The following is a 17250-nucleotide window of genomic DNA, read 5'->3' on the forward strand; positions in this document are numbered from 1 at the left end:
CGGACCTTGTTCGACAAGGTCCGGCCGGCTGTGTCTCCGGCCACGCCAAAACGTTCGGTCAACTCGCCTCGAACGTAACCCTTTAACCGTTTCGCACACCCCTGAAACGTGTGGATGCATGGCTGCGCACCCTTGACAGAGGCGTGTTCGGTTGCCGACACATCGGGCCGGGTCCGGGCGATTGTGTTGCTGCGGACCGGTGACACGCCATAGAGTCGCCAACCGTCGGCATGGTGCCACGCTGACCTATCGATAAATGTTCCTGGTCACGTCCAAGGAGGTAAGACGACTTGTGAATGAGTCGACATTTACTCCCGGGAGCGCTGCGCCAGGTGCCCCGGTCGGCTCCGTCGCGGTGCGGACCTTCGCGACGCGCCGCCCCATGACGACAACCCACACGCTGAAGACGATGGACGGCCTACACGTGAACGCCACGGCCGGCAACGAGATGGGCCGAGAGTCCACCCACTTCGCCGCCTACGACGAGCTGCCCGAGGGGCACTTCTACGACCCCGACGCCGAGTACGAGCCCGACCCGGAGTACGCGGCCACCCTCGCGCCCGACGCTGCCCGCCAGCGCCGCGAGCGGATCGGCCCGACCGGACGGCCGCTGCCGTACTTCCCGATCCCGGGCCCGCTGACCGACCACGGTCCCGCCAAGATCATCGCGATGTGCAACCAGAAGGGCGGCGTCGGCAAGACCACGTCGACCATCAACCTGGGTGCCGCGCTCGCCGAGTACGGCCGACGGGTGCTGCTCGTCGACTTCGACCCGCAGGGCGCCCTGTCGGTCGGCCTCGGCGTGAACCCGATGGAGCTCGACCTCACCGTCTACAACCTGCTCATGGAGCGGGGCATGTCGGCGGACGAGGTGCTGCTCAAGACGGCGGTCCCCAACATGGACCTGCTGCCGAGCAACATCGACCTCTCCGCCGCCGAGGTGCAGCTGGTCTCCGAGGTCGCGCGCGAGTCCACGCTCCAGCGCGCCCTCAAGCCGCTGATGAACGACTACGACTACATCGTGATCGACTGTCAGCCCTCGCTCGGCCTGCTGACCGTGAACGCCCTGACGGCGGCTCACAAGGTCATCGTGCCGCTGGAGTGCGAGTTCTTCGCGCTGCGCGGTGTCGCGCTGCTCACCGAGACCATCGAGAAGGTCCAGGAGCGGCTCAACCCCGAGCTGGAGCTCGACGGCATCCTCGCCACGATGTACGACTCCCGGACCGTCCACTCCCGCGAGGTGCTCGCGCGCGTCGTCGAGGCGTTCGACGACCACGTCTACCACACGGTGATCGGCCGGACGGTGCGCTTCCCGGAGACCACGGTCGCCGGCGAGCCCATCACGACGTACGCCTCCAACTCCGTGGGCGCCGCCGCCTACCGCCAGCTCGCCAGGGAGGTGCTCGCCCGGTGTCACGCCGAGTGAGTCTGCCCGGAGCCGACGAACTCTTCCGTACGACCGGGGGGATGGCGCTGCAGTCGTCCTCGCCCCGCCGAACCGTTCCCGCTCCGGCGGGTGAGAGCGACACGGCGGCCGGCGCGGACGGCGGTGCCGCCGGCTCCGCCGAGCACGCGGCGGCCTCCTCGGAGGCGGCCGAGGCGCGCGCCCGGGAGGCCCAGCCGGCCCCCGCGCAGCAGCCCGCCCCCGTGAAGCCGGCCGCCCAGGCGGGCGCGCCCGCTCGCCGCCGCGGCCGGGCCGCCAACCGGCGCCCCAGCGGCCGGGAACGGCACGACGAGAAGATCACGGTCTACGTCTCCGCCGAGGAACTGATGGACCTGGAGCACGCGCGGCTGGTGCTGCGCGGCGAGCACGGCCTCGCCGTCGACCGCGGCCGCATCGTCCGCGAGGCGGTCGCCGTGGTCCTGGCGGACCTGGAGTCCCGGGGCGACGCGAGCATCCTCGTCCGCCGTCTGCGCGGCCGCTGACGGTAGCCTGCGGGCGGCCCCGCCCCCGCACTCCTGGAACCGCCCCGATGCACCAGCACGCCGACGAAACGCCCCGCCCACCGCGCCGCCGCGCGCTGGGACGGGGCGGCGGCGTTTCCGGGACCGGACAGGAGCCCCCCACGACCGCCGCCCCGGCTCCCGAGCCGCCCACCGGGCCCACCCGGGCTCCCGAGCCGCAGCCCGCGCCCACGGAGCCGGAGCCGGAGCCCACGGAGCCCGAGCCCACGGAGCCGCAGCCCGCGGCGACGGCGTCCGAGCCCCCCGCACCGCGGCCCGGGAGCGAGCCTGACGAGGGCCCTGGAGGCGCGCCGGCGTCCGAGGGGCCCGAGGGCGTCCCCAGAGGCGCGCCGGCGGCAGAGGAGCCGGAAGGCGCCCCCGGAGACGCGCCGGCGGCCGGTGGTGGGGTCGCCGGGGGGCGGTTCACCGTGCGGCTGGCCAATTTCGAGGGGCCCTTCGACCTGCTGCTCCAGCTGATCACCAAGCACAAGCTCGACGTCACCGAGGTCGCGCTCTCGCAGGTCACCGACGAGTTCATGGCCCATCTGCGCGGGCTCGGGCCGGACGGGGACCTCGACCAGACCACCGAGTTCCTGGTGGTCGCCGCCACCCTGCTCGACCTCAAGACCGCCCGGCTGCTGCCCGCCGCCGAGGTGGAGGACGAGGCCGACCTCGCGCTCCTGGAGGCCCGCGACCTGCTCTTCGCCCGGCTCCTGCAGTACCGGGCGTACAAGCGGATCGCCGAGATCTTCGCCGAGCGCTGGGAGGCGGAGGGTCGGCGCCACCCCCGGACCGTGGGCCTGGAGCCGCACCACGCCGAGCTGCTGCCCGAGGTCGTCCTCACGATCGGCGCCGAGGGCCTCGCGAAGCTCGCGGTGAAGGCGATGCGGCCCAGGGCCGCGCCGCAGGTCTACGTGGACCACATCCACGCCCCGCTGGTCAGCGTCCGGGAGCAGGCGGGGATCGTCGCCGCCCTGCTGCGCGAGCGCGGCACCCTGGACTTCCGGGAGCTGGTCGAGGACGCCGCCGGGGACACCCTGACCGTCGTCGCCCGCTTCCTCGCCCTCCTGGAGCTGTACCGGGAGAAGGCCGTCGCCCTCGACCAGGAGGACGCGCTGGGCAGGCTCACGGTCTCCTGGACCGGCGGGGACGGCGAGACCCGAGTGACCCAGGAATTCGACCAGGAGGACCCGTCCGCATGAGCGACCTCAAGCCCGCCCTCGAAGCCGTCCTCATGGTCGTCGACGAGCCCGCCGGCGAGGCCCACCTCGCCAAGGTCCTCGACCGCACCCCGCGCGAGGTCGCCGACGCCCTGCACGAGCTGGCCGACGAGTACACCGCCGACGGGCGCGGCTTCGAGCTGCGCCGGGTCGCCGGCGGCTGGCGCTACTACACCCGCCCCGCGCACGCCGCCGCCGTCGAGGCCTTCGTCCTGGACGGCCAGCAGGCCCGGCTGACCCAGGCCGCCCTGGAGACCCTGGCGGTGGTCGCGTACCGCCAGCCGGTCAGCCGTTCCCGGGTCTCCGCCGTCCGCGGGGTCAACTGCGACGGCGTGATGCGGACCCTCCTCCAGCGGGGTCTCGTGGAGGAGGCGGGCGCGGAACCCGAAACAGGTGCGATCCTGTACAGGACGACGAACTACTTCCTGGAGCGGATGGGCCTGCGCGGCCTGGACGAGCTCCCGGAGCTCGCGCCCTTCCTCCCCGAGGCGGACGCGGTCGAGCCGGACTCCCTGGAAGGCGTTCCGTCGTTCGATCCCGACAGGGACGAACCAGTGGACGAAGAGACGACGGAAGCGTGATGCGAAGCAGCAGCGGCAGGAACAGCGGAAGCAACGGCGGGAGCCGTGGTGCCAAGAGCGGCGGCCGCGGCAACAACTACCGGGGCGCGGGCAACGGCCGCGACGAGCGCGGCCAGAGCGCCGGCCGCCCCCGCAAGGCCCGCCCCGAGGAGCGCAGCTACGACGTGAGCATGCCCTCCGACGGCCCCCAGGGCGGCTCCGGCGCCCGCAAGGGCCGCGGTGACGCGGCCCGCGGCGGTGCCAAGGGCGGCCCGAAGCAGTCCCCGAAGCAGCAGCAGTCGCGGGGCGGCGGCCGCGCGGCCGCTCCGGCGCGCTCGCGCGAGTACGACGCCCGGGCCGAGGAGCGCAATCGGGAGCGGTACGCGAACAAGCCCCAGGTCAAGACCCCCAAGACCTTCCCGGGCGCCGAGCAGGAGGGCGAGCGGCTGCAGAAGGTGCTGGCCCGCGCCGGTTACGGCTCGCGCCGTGCCTGCGAGGAGCTGATCGAGCAGGCCCGCGTCGAGGTCAACGGCGAGATCGTCCTGGAGCAGGGCCTCCGGGTGCAGGACAGCGACGAGATCCGGGTCGACGGCCTCTCCGTGGCGACCCAGTCGTACCAGTTCTTCGCGCTGAACAAGCCGGCCGGCGTCGTCTCCACCATGGAGGACCCCGACGGCCGCCAGTGCCTGGGCGACTACGTCACCAACCGCGAGACCCGGCTCTTCCACGTCGGCCGGCTCGACACCGAGACCGAGGGCATCATCCTCCTCACCAACCACGGTGAGCTGGCCCACCGTCTCACCCACCCGAAGTACGGCGTGAAGAAGACCTACCTGGCGGCCGTCACCGGCCCGCTGCCCCGCGAGGTCGGCAAGCGGCTCAAGGACGGCATCGAGCTGGAGGACGGCTACGCCCGCGCCGACCACTTCCGCGTGGTCGAGCAGCTCGGCAAGAACTACCTGGTCGAGGTCGTGCTCCACGAGGGCCGCAAGCACATCGTGCGCCGGATGCTCGCCGAGGCGGGCTTCCCGGTGGAGAAGCTCGTCCGCACCGCCTTCGGCCCGATCGGGCTGGGCGACCAGAAGTCGGGCTGGCTGCGCCGCCTGTCCAACACCGAGGTCGGCATGCTGATGAAGGAAGTCGGTCTGTAGGACCCGCCTCCTTCCGGAAGGGGCCCGTATCCGCGTCGCGGATACGGGCCCCTTCGCGTCGTCCGGCCTTGTGCGCGGCCCCTGCCACCTTTTATAGTCACAGTGACTCTTAAGGAGGCGGGCGTGAGCCTCGCGGACGTACTCGAACCCCTCCAGCGGCCCCTCTTCACGCTGCTGGACACCCCGGTCGCCTGGACCGAGGTCCTCGGCTTCGGCACCGGAGCCCTCTGCGTCTGGCTCGTCGCCCGGCAGCACCTGGCCAACTGGCCGGTCGGCATCGCCAACAACCTCTTCTTCGTGCTGCTCTTCACCCAGGCCGGGCTCTACGCCGACGCCGGCCTCCAGATCGTCTTCATCGTCCTCGCCGCCTACGGCTGGTGGACCTGGACCCACGGGGGTGGACCAGGCTCCGCCGGGGCCCTTCCGGTGCGGCGCACCACCCGCACCGAAGGGGCCTGGCTGCTCGCGGCGGGGACGGTGGGGACCCTCGCCCTCACCCTCCTCCTGGACCGGGCCACCGACTCCACCGTCCCCTTCTGGGACGCCCTCACCACCGGGCTCTCCCTCGCGGCCACCTACGGCCAGTGCCGCAAGCGCCTGGAGTCCTGGTGGCTGTGGATCGCCGCCGACGTGGTCTACGTGCCCCTCTACGCCTACAAGGGGCTCTACCTGACCTCGCTGCTGTACGTCGGCTTCATGGCCCTCTGCGTGGCCGGCCTGCGCGGCTGGAGCCGCGACCTCGCCACCGCCCGCCGCCCGCTGGGGGCGACCGCGTGAGCACCCGCCACGGCCACGGGCTCGTCCTCGGCAAGTTCTATCCGCCGCACGCCGGCCACCACCACCTCGTCCGCACCGCCCTCGCCGCCTGCGAGCGCGTCACCGTCCTCGTCTGCGCCTCCTCCGTCGAGTCCCTGCCGCTGGAGGACCGGGTCGCCTGGATGCGCGAGGTCCACCCCGACGCCCTCGTCGTCGGCGCCGTCGACGACATCCCCGTCGACCTCACCGACCCCGCCGTCTGGGACGCCCACATGGCGGTCTTCCGGGCCGCCGTCCCCGAACCCGTCGACGCCGTCTTCACCTCGGAGCCGTACGGCGAGGAGCTCGCCCGGCGCTTCGGCGCCGCGTCCGTCCTCGTCGACCCCGACCGCACCGCCTTCCCCGTCTCCGGCACCGCCGTCCGCGCCGACCCGGCCGGCACCTGGGACCACCTGGAGGCACCCGTCCGGGCCGCCCTCACCCGCCGGATCGTCGTCCTCGGCGCCGAGTCCACCGGCACCACCACCATGGCCCTCGCCCTCGCCGACCACTACCGGCGGCGCGGCGGGATCTGGGCCCGCACCCGCTACGTCCCCGAGTACGGCCGCGAGTACAGCGAACTCAAGCTCGCCGAGCTGCGGGCCGTCCGCCCCGGCGCGGACTGGTCCGAGGTCGCCTTCCACACCGCCGACTTCCCCGTCATCGCCCAGCGCCAGGCCGAGCTGGAGGAGGAGGCGGCCCGGGCCGGCTCGCCCGTCCTCTTCTGCGACACCGACGCCTTCGCCACCACCATCTGGCACGAGCGCTACCTGGGCACCACCAGCGCCGCCACCGGCGAGATCGCCGCCCGCGGCCGGCAGCACCTCTGGCTGCTCACCGACCACCGGGGCGTCGACTTCGAGGACGACGGACTGCGCGACGGCGAACACCTCCGCCCCTGGATGACCGCCCGCTTCCTCGCCCAGCTCGCCCACAGCGGCCGCCGCACCGTCGTCCTCACCGGCCCCCACGAGGAGCGCCTGGCCGCCGCCGTCGCCGCCGTGGACGCGCTGCTCGCCGAGGGCCCGCACCTCACCGACCCCCTCCCGGAGCGCAGATGACCACCCGCCCCGAGGGGTACGACCCCCGGGCCTTCGAGCCCTTCGCCGTCACCGTCGACCTCGCCGTCCTCACCGTCCGCGGCGGCCGGCTGCACGTCCTCCTCGTCCAGCGCGGCCAGGAGCCGTACGCCGGGGCCTGGGCGCTCCCCGGCGGCTTCGTGCTGCCCCGCGAGTCCGCCGGCACCGCCGCCCGCCGCGAACTCGCCGAGGAGACCGGGCTGCCCGGGGCCGTCGTCGCCGGACTCCACCTCGAACAGCTCCGCACCTACACCGAACCGGACCGCGACCCGAGGATGCGGGTCGTCTCCGTCGCGTACACCGCCCTCGTCCCCGACCTGCCCGAACCGCGCGGCGGCGGCGACGCGGCGGAGGCCCGCTGGCTGCCCTACGACGAGGTGCCGGCGCTCGCCTTCGACCACGACCTGATCCTCGCCGACGCCCGCGAGCGGGTCGGCGCCAAGCTGGAGTACACCTGCCTCGCCACCGCCTTCTGCCCGCCCGAGTTCACCCTCGGCGAGCTGCGGGAGGTCTACGAGACGGTCTGGGGCGTCCCGCTGGACCGCCCCAACTTCCGGCGCAAGGTCCTCACCACCCCCGGCTTCGTCGAGGCCGTGGAGGGACCGCCGCGCCGCACCGGCGGACGGGGGAAACCGGCCGCGCTCTACCGGGCGGGAGGGGCCACCGCCCTCCACCCGCCGCTGCTCCGACCGGAAGGACGATCCGCATGAACAAGCAGGCTGCCACGGGGACGCTGATGGGGCTGGCGCTGGGGGACGCGCTGGGTTTCCCGACCGAGTTCAACGACGTGCCCGCGATCCTCGCGAAGTGCGGGCCCTGGCGGGAGATGGAGCTGCCGGTGACGCGGGGGACCGCGTACATCACCGACGACACCCAGATGACCCTTGCCTTCGCCCGAGGGGTCCGGACCGCCATGGAGAGCGGCCTGCTCACCCCGCACCGGCTCGCCCGGCCCGTGCGCGACGAGTACGTCGACTGGTACCACTCCCCGGAGAACAACCGCGCCCCCGGCAACACCTGCCTGCTCGCCTGTCGGCTCCTCGACAGCGACCGCCGCTGGCAGGACGCCAGCCAGATCGGGTCCAAGGGCTGCGGTGCCAACATGCGCGTCGCTCCCATCGGGCTCGTCCCCGGGCTGAGCGACGAGCAGCGGGCCGGCGCCGCCCAGCTCCAGGCCGCGCTCACCCACGGGCACCCCACCGGGCTCGCCGCCTCCGACCTCACCGCGCGGGCCGTGTGGCTGCTCGCCCAGGGGGTCGACCCGGCCGGGCTCGTCGGGCAGCTGCGCTCGTACGCGTACGAGAACCGGGACCGGTACCACGAGCGCTGGCTCGGCGACCTGTGGACCCGCTCGCAGGACCCGGACGCCGGGCACTTCGTCCGGCGCGGCTGGGACGAGTGCCTCGCCGTGCTCGAACGGCTCGACTCCGTGCAGCGCACCGCCGACCCGGAGCTCGACCCCTGTACGTACACGGGCGACGGCTGGATCGCGGAGGAGGCGCTCGCCACCGGGCTGCTCTGCTTCCTGCTCTTCCCCGGCGAGCCGCTGACCGCCCTGCGCCGGGCGGCCTGCACGCGCGGCGACTCCGACTCGATCGCCGCCCTCGCCGGCGCCTTCGCGGGCGCCCACCTGGGGGCGGACGCCTGGCCCGCCGAGTGGACCGCGCGGATCGAGCACCGGGACGAGCTGCTGGAACTCGGGGCCCTCTGGGACGCGTGAGGCGGTTCTGGAAGGCTGGGGCCCCATGACGCTCACCCTTGAGGCCCACCAGGCCGAACTGACCGCCGTGGTGGCCGGGGAACCCGACCCCCTCCTCTTCGCCACGGTCTCCGGAGCCCACCTGTACGGCTTCCCGTCCCGCGACTCCGACGTGGACCTGCGGGGGGTCCACCTGCTGCCCGCCGCGGCGCTGGTCGGGCTCCGGGAGCCCGAGGAGACCCGGGACCGGACGTGGGACCGGGACGGGGTCGAGATGGACCTCGTCACGCACGACCTGCGGAAGTTCGCCCGGCTGATGCTGCGCCGCAACGGCTACGTCCTGGAGCAGCTGACCTCGCCGCTGGTCGTGCACACCAGCCCGGCGCACGCCGAGCTGACCGCCCTCGTGCCCGGGGTGCTCACCACCCACCACGCCCACCACTACCGGGGCTTCGCCGCGACCCAGTGGCGGCTCTTCGAGAAGAGCGGCGAGCTCAAGCCGCTGCTCTACACCTACCGGGCGCTGCTCACCGGCATCCACCTGATGCGCTCCGGCGAGGTCCAGGCCCACCTGCCGACCCTCGTGGAGGAGGTGCCGGAGGCCCCGGCCCGGATCCCCGGCCTGGTCGCCGCGAAGACGGCCGCCGAGCACGGCGCCGCCGCGGTCGTGCCGGAGGACGTACGGGCCGAGGTGGAGGTCCTGCACGGGGTGCTCGACGCCGCCCAGGAGGCGTCGGGCCTCCCGGACGCGGTCCGCGCCGGTGACGCCCTCCACGACCTGGTCGTACGGCTCCGGCTAGAGCACCTGGAGGGCTGACGCGCGGCGGGCGCGGGCCAGCAGGTCCTGCACGCGCGCGTGGTCCGGGGCGGCGGGCAGCGGGCTGCTGTCGAGGGCGGTGTCGGCCTCGTCCTGGAGGCGGTTCATCCAGCTCTCGACCTCGGGCCACGGGACCTCGCCGCGCTTGACGGCGAGCAGCCGCTCCCGGTCCCCGCCCACGTCGATCCGCAGCTCGCCGGTGCGCAGCAGGTCCCGGCAGCTGCCCAGCAGCCGCAGCAGGTGCATGGCGTGCTTCCAGCGCGGACGCCCGTACTGGCGGACGTCGGCCTCCAGCTTGCGGCGCTGGCCGCCCGCGTAGCGCACGAAGGTGCCGTGGGCCTGGCGGGAGAGGAAGGCGCCGCGCAGGTCGAGGAGTGCGCGGCCCCATTCGGTGGTGTGGGTGACGAGCGGGGAGTGGAGGCACTCCAGGACGTTCGGGTTGTTGCGCAGGGCCAGTTCGCAGAAGCGTTCCAGCTCCCAGCTGAACTGCTCCGGGGCCGGTCCCTCCACGTGCGCCGGGGGCTTGTCGAAGTGCCAGAAGAGCGGGGTGGGGGCGAGGTAGACGCCCCGGACGTCGGTGTCGCTGTCCTCGGTGGCCAGGCCGAAGGCGCGCGAGCCCATCACACAGGCGTAGACGGTGTGCTCGCGCACGAGGGCCTCGGGGGACATGTCCATGGCGGCCAGGCTACGCGAGGGTGATCGTCCCCCCGGAGACGGTGATCTCCTCCGCGGGCAGCGGGCGGGGCGCCGGACCGGCCGCCACCGAGCCGTCGGCGATGCGGTACTTCGAGCCGTGGCAGGGGCAGTCGATGGTGCCGTCCGCGACCTTGTCCACCAGACAGCCCTGGTGGGTGCAGACCGCCGAGAACGCCTTGAACTCGCCCTCGGTCGGCTGGGTGACGACCACCTTCCGGTCCTTGAAGACCGTGCCGCCGCCCACCGGGATCTCCGAGGTGGCGGTGAGCGGGGTGCCGCCGGCCGTCCCCGGCGCGGAGCTGGGTTCGGCGGAGGCCGGGGCGCTCGACTCCGTGCCGCCGCCCCCGCCGTCGTCCGAGCCGCAGCCGGTGGTCGTCGCGGCGGTCGCCGTGGTCAGGGCCGCCGTGGCGAGCAGGACCGTTCGGCGGGGTGTCGTCCGTGAAGTCATACGGGCCAGCTTCCCGCCGTCCGCGCCGCCGCCCCCGCAACACGCCGGGCCCGGGCTACACCCAGGGCACCAACTCCCCCGCACGGCCGTCCGTGTCCCGCAGCACCTCCAGGACGGCGGTCACCGCGGCCCGCTCGACCGGCCCGTACACGTGCGGGAAGAGCCGGTCCTCCGACCCCTCCCAGCGGACCTCCCCGGTGAGCAGGGACTCGTCGATCACCAGCACGAGCAGCGGGCCCGGCGCGTCCCGGTAGTGGGCGTCGGCGACCGCCAGAGCGGACGGCTCGTCCGCCGAGCAGTGCACGAAGCCCTCGGCGGAGAGCGACGGCGGGGCGTAGGGGCGACCGGGGTCGGCGGACCAGTCGGCCCACTCGTCGAAGGGGATGACATGGAGCAGCATCCGCCCTTTCTACCCGCTCGCGGGCCGGCCCTTACACCGGGTGGCGGAATGGGGCGGTATGAGTGAGATTGAGACGATCGGGGCTGTTCACCGGACGAAAGGCAGAACCCATGGCGGGCAACGATCTCGGCAGTCTCCTCGGCTCCCTGCTCGGCGGCGGAGGCGCGGGACAGGGCGGATCCGGCGGCGCCGGCGGCATCCTGGGCTCCCTGCTCGGCGCCCTCGCGGGCGGCGGCCAGGGGAGCGGCGGCGCGGGCGGCGGGCAGAACCCGCTCGGCGGGCTCCTCGACATGCTCACCAGGTCCGGCCTCGCCGACCAGGCCCAGTCCTGGATCGGCACCGGCGACAACAAGCCCGTCGACGGCGCCCAGATCGCCCAGGCCCTCCCCGACGAGACCCTCCAGCAGGTCGCGCGGGACGCCGGCGTCAGCCCGCAGCAGGCCGCCGACGAGATCGCGCAGTCGCTGCCGCAGGCCGTGGACAAGCTGACCCCGGGCGGCACGCTCCCGCAGGGCGGGTCGCTGGAGGACATCATCCGCGCGCAGAAGCTCTGACGCGCCCGGACGCCTCCCCGGAACCGTGCCCGTCCCGCGTCTCGCGGGACGGGCACGGGCGCGGACGCCCCCGGCGGCTGACTAGGCTGGGGCCTCTCCGCCCCGCGCCCCCAAGGACACCGCCCCGTGAGAACAGCGCTCGTCATCGGAACCGGACTGATCGGCACCTCCGCCGCACTCGCCCTCGCCGGCCGGGGCGTCACGGTCCACCTGCGCGACCACGACCCGGCGAGCGCCCGGACCGCCGCGTCGCTCGGCGCGGGCACCGACACGGAGCCCGAGGGCACCGTCGACCTGGCCGTCGTCGCCGTACCGCCGGCCCACGTCGCCGCCACCCTCGCCGAGGCGATGGGCGCGGGGACCGCCCGCGCCTACCTCGACGTCGCCAGCGTCAAGGGCGGCCCCCGGCGGGAACTCCAGGCGCTGGGCCTCGACCTCACCCCGTACATCGGCACCCACCCCATGTCCGGCAAGGAGCGCTCGGGCCCGCTCGCGGCCACCGCCGACCTCTTCGAGGGCCGGCCCTGGGTGCTCACCCCGACCAGGGACACCGACACCGAGGTCCTCAACCTCGCGCTGGAGCTCGTCGCCTTCTGCCGGGCCGTGCCCGTCGTCATGGACGCCGACGCCCACGACCGCGCCGTCGCCCTCGTCTCCCACACCCCCCAGCTCGTCTCCTCCCTGGTCGCGGCGCGGCTCGAGGAGGCGGAGGAGTCGGCCGTACGGCTCTGCGGGCAGGGGATACGGGACGTCACGCGGATCGCCGCGTCCGACCCGCGGATGTGGATCGAGATCCTCTCCGCCAACCCGGGGCCCGTCGCCGACGTCCTCTCCGGCGTCGCCGCCGACCTCGACGAGACGGTACGGGCGCTGCGGGCGCTGCAGTCGCCGGACGAGGAGCGGCGGCGGGACGGGGCGGCGGGCGTCGAGGACGTGCTGCGCCGCGGGAACGCGGGGCGCGCGCGGGTGCCCGGCAAGCACGGGGCGGCGCCGACGGCCTACGAGACGGTCGCGGTCCTCATCAGCGACAAGCCCGGCGAGCTGGCGCGGATCTTCGCGGACGCCGGGCGGGCCGGGGTGAACATCGAGGACGTGCGGATCGAGCACGCGACCGGGCAGCAGGCGGGCCTGGTCCAGCTCATGGTCGACCCCAAGGCCGCTCCCGCCCTCTCCCACTCGCTGCAGTCCCAGGGCTGGTCCCTGCGCACCCCCTGAGCCCCGGCGGGCGGGCGCCGGTGCCGGGCGCGGGGGCGGAGGGAGAGGGCGGTGCGGGGGACTCGGTAACCTTGTAGGGGTTCCGGGCTGCCGCCGGGACCGCCACCCACCCCAGGAAGGCCCCCTCACCGTGGAATCCGTGATCGTCGCCATCGACGGCCCCTCCGGCACGGGCAAGTCGAGCACCTCGAAGGCGGTCGCCGCCAAGCTGGGCCTGCACTACCTGGACACCGGGGCCCAGTACCGGGCGATCACCTGGTGGATGATCGGCAACGGGGTGGACGTGACCGACGCGGACGCCGTGGCGAACGCCGCCGGCAAGCCCGTCATCGTCTCCGGCACCGACCCGTCCCGCCCGACGATCACCGTCGACGGCGTCGACGCCTCCGGTCCGATCCGGACCGAGGAGGTCACCTCCCGGGTCAGCGCGGTCAGCGCCGTCCCCGAGGTCCGCGCGCTGATCACCGAGCTCCAGCGCGGCATCGCCCGCGAGGCCGACCGCGGCATCGTCGTCGAGGGCCGGGACATCGGCACGACCGTCCTTCCCGACGCCGACCTCAAGGTCTTCCTCACCGCCTCGCCCGAGGCCCGCGCCGCCCGCCGCTCCGGCGAGCTGAAGGGCGTCGACGTGCGGGCCACGCAGGAGGCCCTGGTCAAGCGGGACGCGGCGGACTCCAGCCGCAAGACCTCCCCGCTCGCCAAGGCCGGGGACGCGGTCGAGGTCGACACGACCGAGCTCACCCTCGACCAGGTCATCGAGTGCGTCGTCACCCTCGTCGAGGAGAAGCGGGCGGCCGCGAAGTGACCCAGCCCTCGGCGAAGGGCGCCGCCGTCGGCCGTCGCATCGGCATCGGGCTGATGTACGGCTTCTGGAAGCCGCGCGTCCTCGGCGCCTGGCGGGTACCGGCCTCCGGTCCCGTCATCCTCGCCGTCAACCACGCGCACAACATAGACGGCCCCATGCTCATGGGCACCGCCCCGCGCCCCGTGCACTTCCTCATCAAGAAGGAGGCGTTCGTCGGGCCGCTGGGCGGCTTCCTGGAGGGCATCGGCCAGCTCAAGGTCGACCGGGACTCCACCGACCGCAAGGCGATCGGCAACGCGCTCGGCGTGCTGGAGCAGGGCGGTGTCCTCGGGATCTTCCCCGAGGGGACCCGCGGCGAGGGCGACTTCGCCTCGCTCCGCGCCGGCCTGGCCTACTTCGCCGTCCGCAGCGGCGCCCCGATCGTGCCGGTCGCGGTGCTGGGCAGCACCGAGCGGCCCGGACGGCTGGTGAAGGGGCTGCCGGCCCTGCGCAGCCGGGTGGACGTCGTCTTCGGCGACGCCTTCGAGGCCGGGGACGGCAGCGGGCGGCGTACCCGCAAGGCACTGGACGAGGCCACGCTCCGCATCCAGGAGCACCTCACCGACCACCTGAAAAACGCCAGGCGCCTCACCGGGCGCTGAGCGACACTCTCAGTAGTGGGCCCGCGGCTCCGGCCGCCGGGACCACCGACCACGAATGATCAAGGAACGGACTTCATGAACGACCAGCACGACCACGGGGCACTTGGCGACGCCGAGTACGCGGAGTTCATGGAGCTCGCCGCGGAAGAGGGCTTCGACGTCGAGGCCGTCGAGGAGGCGATCGAGGAGGCCGGCCACGGCCCGCTCCCCGTCCTCGCCGTCGTCGGCCGCCCGAACGTCGGCAAGTCGACCCTGGTGAACCGCATCATCGGCCGCCGCGAGGCGGTCGTCGAGGACAAGCCGGGCGTCACCCGCGACCGCGTCACCTACGAGGCCGAGTGGGCGGGCCGCCGCTTCAAGGTCGTCGACACCGGCGGCTGGGAGCAGGACGTCCTCGGCATCGACGCCTCCGTCGCCACCCAGGCGGAGTACGCCATCGAGGCCGCCGACGCCTGCCTCTTCGTCGTGGACGCCACCGTGGGCGCCACCGACACCGACGAGGCCGTCGTCCGGCTGCTCCGCCGCGCGGGCAAGCCGGTCGTCCTCGCCGCCAACAAGGTCGACGGCCAGTCCGGCGAGGCCGACGCGGCCATGCTCTGGTCGCTGGGCCTCGGCGAGCCGTTCCCCGTCTCCTCGCTGCACGGCCGCGGCACCGGCGACCTCCTCGACGAGGTCCTGAAGAAGCTGCCCGAGGCCCCCGAGCAGCGCTTCGGCAACGCCGTCGGCGGCCCCCGCCGCATCGCCCTCATCGGCCGCCCCAACGTCGGCAAGTCCTCCCTGCTCAACAAGGTGGCCGGCGAGGACCGCGTGGTCGTCAACGAGCTGGCCGGCACCACCCGCGACCCGGTCGACGAGCTGATCGTGCTCGGCGGGCAGACCTGGAAGTTCGTCGACACCGCCGGCATCCGCAAGAAGGTCCACCTCCAGGCCGGCGCCGACTACTACGCCTCCCTCCGCACGGCCGCCGCCGTCGAGAAGGCCGAGGTCGCGGTCATCCTGATCGACACCACCGACAACATCTCGGTGCAGGACCAGCGGATCATCACGATGGCCGTCGAGTCCGGCCGCGCCATCGTCATCGCGTACAACAAGTGGGACGAGCTCGACGAGGAGCGCCGTTACTACCTGGAGCGCGAGATCGAGACGGAGATGCAGCAGGTCGCCTGGGCGCCCCGGGTCAACGTCTCCGCCAAGACCGGCCGCCACATGGAGAAGCTGGTCCCGGCGATCGAGACCGCCCTCGCCGGCTGGGAGACCCGCGTCCCCACCGGCCGGCTCAACGCCTTCCTCGGCGAGCTGGTCGCGGCCCACCCGCACCCGATCCGCGGCGGCAAGCAGCCCCGCATCCTCTTCGGCACCCAGGCGGGCACCAAGCCGCCGCGCTTCGTGCTCTTCGCCTCCGGCTTCCTGGAGGCCGGCTACCGCCGCTTCATCGAGCGCCGGCTGCGCGAGGAGTTCGGCTTCGAGGGCACCCCGATCCACATCTCGGTCCGCGTGCGCGAGAAGCGCGGCAAGAAGAAGTGACCCCGCGCGGGGCAGACCCCGCGCCCGGAACACGGCCGAGGGCCGGAGTCGTGCCGACACGACTCCGGCCCTCGGCCGTTCTCCGACCCGCTCAGGGGCTTCTGCGCGGCCCCGGCGGCAGCGCCGCCTGCGGAGGGTGGTGCTGCTGCGCCGGCCAGGCCGGCGGGTACGCCGCGTACGGCTGGCCGTGGACCCCCGAGAATCCCGAGAGGCCCGTGCTCCTCGCCGTGCCGAAGGCCCGGAACGCCAGCTGCTCCTCGCCGCTGCGGTCTCCCGGAAGCGTGCGGAACGACCGGCGGTACTCCGAGTACAGGGCATCGAAGATCGGCGTCGCCGAGAATCCCGCCGGTCCGTCCTGCGCCGGGCGCATCGCGGGGATCGGACTCGGATACGGCTGGGGGGAGGGGTCGTATGGGTGCACGTAGGTGCCAACGACCCCGCCGTCCGTCGGATGCGGGCGGCTCTCCGAAAGAGGGGCCCGCCGGGGACGGGGCACGGTCGGGACCCGCGGCCCGCGCGCCGGCCCTATCCCCGGACGCCCGCCGTCCATCAGGTCCCGGCCAGCGGCATCGCCGCGGCGACCAGGCGCCCGTTCGCCGCGGCCTTCTCCAGGGCGTCGCGCAGCAGGTCCTCGCGCGGCTGCTGGCCGATGGAGCCGACCGGGGCGGCGAAGACCAGCACCGTGTGCGACTTGTTGGCCGCCGCGCGCCAGCCCTCGGTGACCTGGAGCGGCTGGTGCGCCTGCCACCAGGCGGTCTGGCCCGCGCCGCCCGCGCCGGGCTGGAGCACCGAGTGCAGCTGGCCCATGGCGACCAGGACCGACCAGCCGGGCAGCGCGGCCGGGCGGGTGTTCAGGTCGTCGACCCGGTGGAAGCCCTGCTCGGCGAGGAGCGGCAGGAACTCGTCGGTGAGCCGGTCGGAACCGGGCCGGGCGACCGGCGCGGTCGGCTCCACGACCAGCGCCGGGTGCAGCTCGCCGTCGATCAGGACGAGCCCGCTGGTGACGCCGAGCACGGCCTGCTCGGGGTGGGCGGCCGTGAGCGCGTCGGCGGCGTCGGCGGCCGTGATGGAGGCGACGGCGCCCTGGAGCTGGTCCTCGGCGACCCGGACGACCTGCGACGGGATGCAGCTGGCGTGGGCGAACGCGAGGACCGCGGTCTCCTCGCCGACGAACAGCACCGTGCTGGTCCGCTCCTGCTCGGAGTCGCCCGGCGTGCGGCAGGAGGTGCAGTCGTAGCTGCCCGGGGCGTTGTCGCCGGCGAGCAGCCGGTCGGCTTCTTCGTCGCCGATCTCGGCGCGTACGTCCTCGCTGACGTCGAGCATGCGCGGCACGGAGGGCTCCCTGGAGTCGGTACGGACGGGCCCCGGGCCTTTCCCGGGCGTCTCATGCCGAGTTCAACGGGTCAGGCGCGGGCGGGGTCACGCGTGGAGGCCGGGCAACTTGCCGCCGGCGCGTGCGGAGGAGCGCGGGAGACGGGTGCCTCCGACCGGGTGGGAAGTGAACAGTGTTCCGCGCGGCACGGGGCCGGGCCCCCGGAGACCGACCTAGCCTGCGGCGATGTCGATGATCCGATTTTGGACAGCCGGCTCGCTCGCGGCGGCCTCCGCGGCGGCGCTGCTCGCCCTCCACCAGGCGCCCGTCGCCTCCGCCGCGCCCGGCGACGACGGGCCCGGCACCGCCGGAGCCCCCGGGGCCCCCGGC

20 protein-coding genes are annotated in these 17250 nt (G+C 74.0%); 15 read left to right on the plus strand and 5 right to left on the minus strand.

The features are described 5' to 3' along the window. Nucleotides 1–382 precede the first annotated feature (382 nt). The 10 genes from IE321_RS25650 (at nucleotide 383) to IE321_RS25695 (ending at nucleotide 9265) form a co-directional block, all read left to right on the plus strand. Entirely contained in the window at nucleotides 383–1426 is a 1044-nt protein-coding gene (locus IE321_RS25650) for a ParA family protein (protein WP_226651714.1), read from the plus strand. Further along, nucleotides 1423–1926 (plus strand): hypothetical protein, encoded by a 504-nt coding sequence (locus IE321_RS25655; protein ID WP_190224696.1) that lies wholly within the window; start codon nucleotides 1423–1425, stop codon nucleotides 1924–1926. The genes IE321_RS25650 and IE321_RS25655 overlap by 4 nt, the downstream gene beginning before the upstream one ends. 47 nt (nucleotides 1927–1973) lie before the next feature. Continuing rightward, on the plus strand, nucleotides 1974–3146 hold the full coding sequence (locus IE321_RS25660) for a segregation and condensation protein A (RefSeq protein WP_190224690.1): 1173 nt from the start codon (nucleotides 1974–1976) through the stop codon (nucleotides 3144–3146). Beyond that, nucleotides 3143–3745, plus strand: coding sequence for an SMC-Scp complex subunit ScpB (gene scpB, locus IE321_RS25665; protein ID WP_043223798.1), 603 nt, complete (start codon nucleotides 3143–3145; stop codon nucleotides 3743–3745). The genes IE321_RS25660 and scpB overlap by 4 nt, the downstream gene beginning before the upstream one ends. After that, nucleotides 3745–4875, plus strand: coding sequence for a pseudouridine synthase (locus tag IE321_RS25670; protein ID WP_043223799.1), 1131 nt, complete (start codon nucleotides 3745–3747; stop codon nucleotides 4873–4875). Before scpB ends, IE321_RS25670 begins: the two co-directional genes overlap by 1 nt. Before the next feature lie 123 nt (nucleotides 4876–4998). Then, nucleotides 4999–5652 (plus strand): nicotinamide riboside transporter PnuC, encoded by a 654-nt coding sequence (gene pnuC / locus IE321_RS25675; RefSeq protein ID WP_190224691.1) that lies wholly within the window; start codon nucleotides 4999–5001, stop codon nucleotides 5650–5652. Continuing rightward, nucleotides 5649–6731, plus strand: a complete 1083-nt coding sequence (locus tag IE321_RS25680; RefSeq protein ID WP_190224692.1) for an AAA family ATPase — start codon at nucleotides 5649–5651, stop codon at nucleotides 6729–6731. Before pnuC ends, IE321_RS25680 begins: the two co-directional genes overlap by 4 nt. Next, nucleotides 6728–7459 carry an NUDIX hydrolase gene (locus IE321_RS25685; RefSeq protein ID WP_043223802.1) on the plus strand — a complete coding sequence of 244 codons (732 nt, stop codon included), beginning with the start codon at nucleotides 6728–6730 and terminating at the stop codon, nucleotides 7457–7459. Before IE321_RS25680 ends, IE321_RS25685 begins: the two co-directional genes overlap by 4 nt. Then, a complete protein-coding gene (locus IE321_RS25690) occupies nucleotides 7456–8469 on the plus strand; it encodes an ADP-ribosylglycohydrolase family protein (protein ID WP_190224693.1) in 1014 nt (337 codons plus the stop codon). The genes IE321_RS25685 and IE321_RS25690 overlap by 4 nt, the downstream gene beginning before the upstream one ends. 25 nt (nucleotides 8470–8494) lie before the next feature. Further along, nucleotides 8495–9265 carry a nucleotidyltransferase domain-containing protein gene (locus tag IE321_RS25695; RefSeq protein ID WP_190224694.1) on the plus strand — a complete coding sequence of 257 codons (771 nt, stop codon included), beginning with the start codon at nucleotides 8495–8497 and terminating at the stop codon, nucleotides 9263–9265. Here the strand turns inward: IE321_RS25695 and IE321_RS25700 are convergent. The 3 genes from IE321_RS25700 to IE321_RS25710 are packed head-to-tail and all read right to left on the minus strand — an operon-like array spanning nucleotide 9245 to nucleotide 10809. Then, entirely contained in the window at nucleotides 9245–9934 is a 690-nt protein-coding gene (locus tag IE321_RS25700) for a nucleotidyltransferase domain-containing protein (protein ID WP_190224697.1), read from the minus strand. The genes IE321_RS25695 and IE321_RS25700 overlap by 21 nt on opposite strands. 16 nt (nucleotides 9935–9950) lie before the next feature. After that, on the minus strand, nucleotides 9951–10409 hold the full coding sequence (locus tag IE321_RS25705) for a Rieske (2Fe-2S) protein (RefSeq protein WP_043223806.1): 459 nt from the start codon (nucleotides 10407–10409) through the stop codon (nucleotides 9951–9953). A 55-nt stretch (nucleotides 10410–10464) separates the two neighbouring features. After that, entirely contained in the window at nucleotides 10465–10809 is a 345-nt protein-coding gene (locus IE321_RS25710; protein ID WP_043223808.1) for a DUF952 domain-containing protein, read from the minus strand. A gap of 110 nt (nucleotides 10810–10919) precedes the next feature. Here IE321_RS25710 and IE321_RS25715 point away from each other — a divergent pair, with 110 nt between their 5' ends. The 5 genes from IE321_RS25715 to der all read left to right on the plus strand — a co-directional run bounded on the left by IE321_RS25715 (nucleotide 10920) and on the right by der (nucleotide 15548). After that, entirely contained in the window at nucleotides 10920–11363 is a 444-nt protein-coding gene (locus tag IE321_RS25715) for a YidB family protein (protein ID WP_043223810.1), read from the plus strand. A gap of 126 nt (nucleotides 11364–11489) precedes the next feature. Further along, entirely contained in the window at nucleotides 11490–12578 is a 1089-nt protein-coding gene (locus tag IE321_RS25720; RefSeq protein WP_043223811.1) for a prephenate dehydrogenase, read from the plus strand. 130 nt (nucleotides 12579–12708) lie between these two features. Then, a complete protein-coding gene (gene cmk / locus IE321_RS25725) occupies nucleotides 12709–13383 on the plus strand; it encodes a (d)CMP kinase (RefSeq protein WP_043223813.1) in 675 nt (224 codons plus the stop codon). Further along, entirely contained in the window at nucleotides 13338–14024 is a 687-nt protein-coding gene (locus IE321_RS25730) for a lysophospholipid acyltransferase family protein (RefSeq protein ID WP_370531583.1), read from the plus strand. The genes cmk and IE321_RS25730 overlap by 46 nt, the downstream gene beginning before the upstream one ends. Nucleotides 14025–14099: 75 nt before the next feature. Then, nucleotides 14100–15548 carry a ribosome biogenesis GTPase Der gene (gene der / locus IE321_RS25735; RefSeq protein WP_043223815.1) on the plus strand — a complete coding sequence of 483 codons (1449 nt, stop codon included), beginning with the start codon at nucleotides 14100–14102 and terminating at the stop codon, nucleotides 15546–15548. Nucleotides 15549–15639: 91 nt separating this feature from the next. On the opposite strand, the gene IE321_RS25740 is transcribed toward der, so the two are convergent. After that, nucleotides 15640–15918, minus strand: coding sequence for a hypothetical protein (locus IE321_RS25740; protein WP_306313407.1), 279 nt, complete (start codon nucleotides 15916–15918; stop codon nucleotides 15640–15642). A gap of 179 nt (nucleotides 15919–16097) precedes the next feature. Continuing rightward, a complete protein-coding gene (locus IE321_RS25745; RefSeq protein ID WP_043223818.1) occupies nucleotides 16098–16880 on the minus strand; it encodes a DUF8842 C-terminal domain-containing protein in 783 nt (260 codons plus the stop codon). Nucleotides 16881–17250 lie beyond the last annotated feature (370 nt).

It is taken from the genome of Streptomyces hydrogenans, assembly GCF_014656075.1.
In the GTDB taxonomy this organism is placed as follows: domain Bacteria; phylum Actinomycetota; class Actinomycetes; order Streptomycetales; family Streptomycetaceae; genus Streptomyces; species Streptomyces hydrogenans.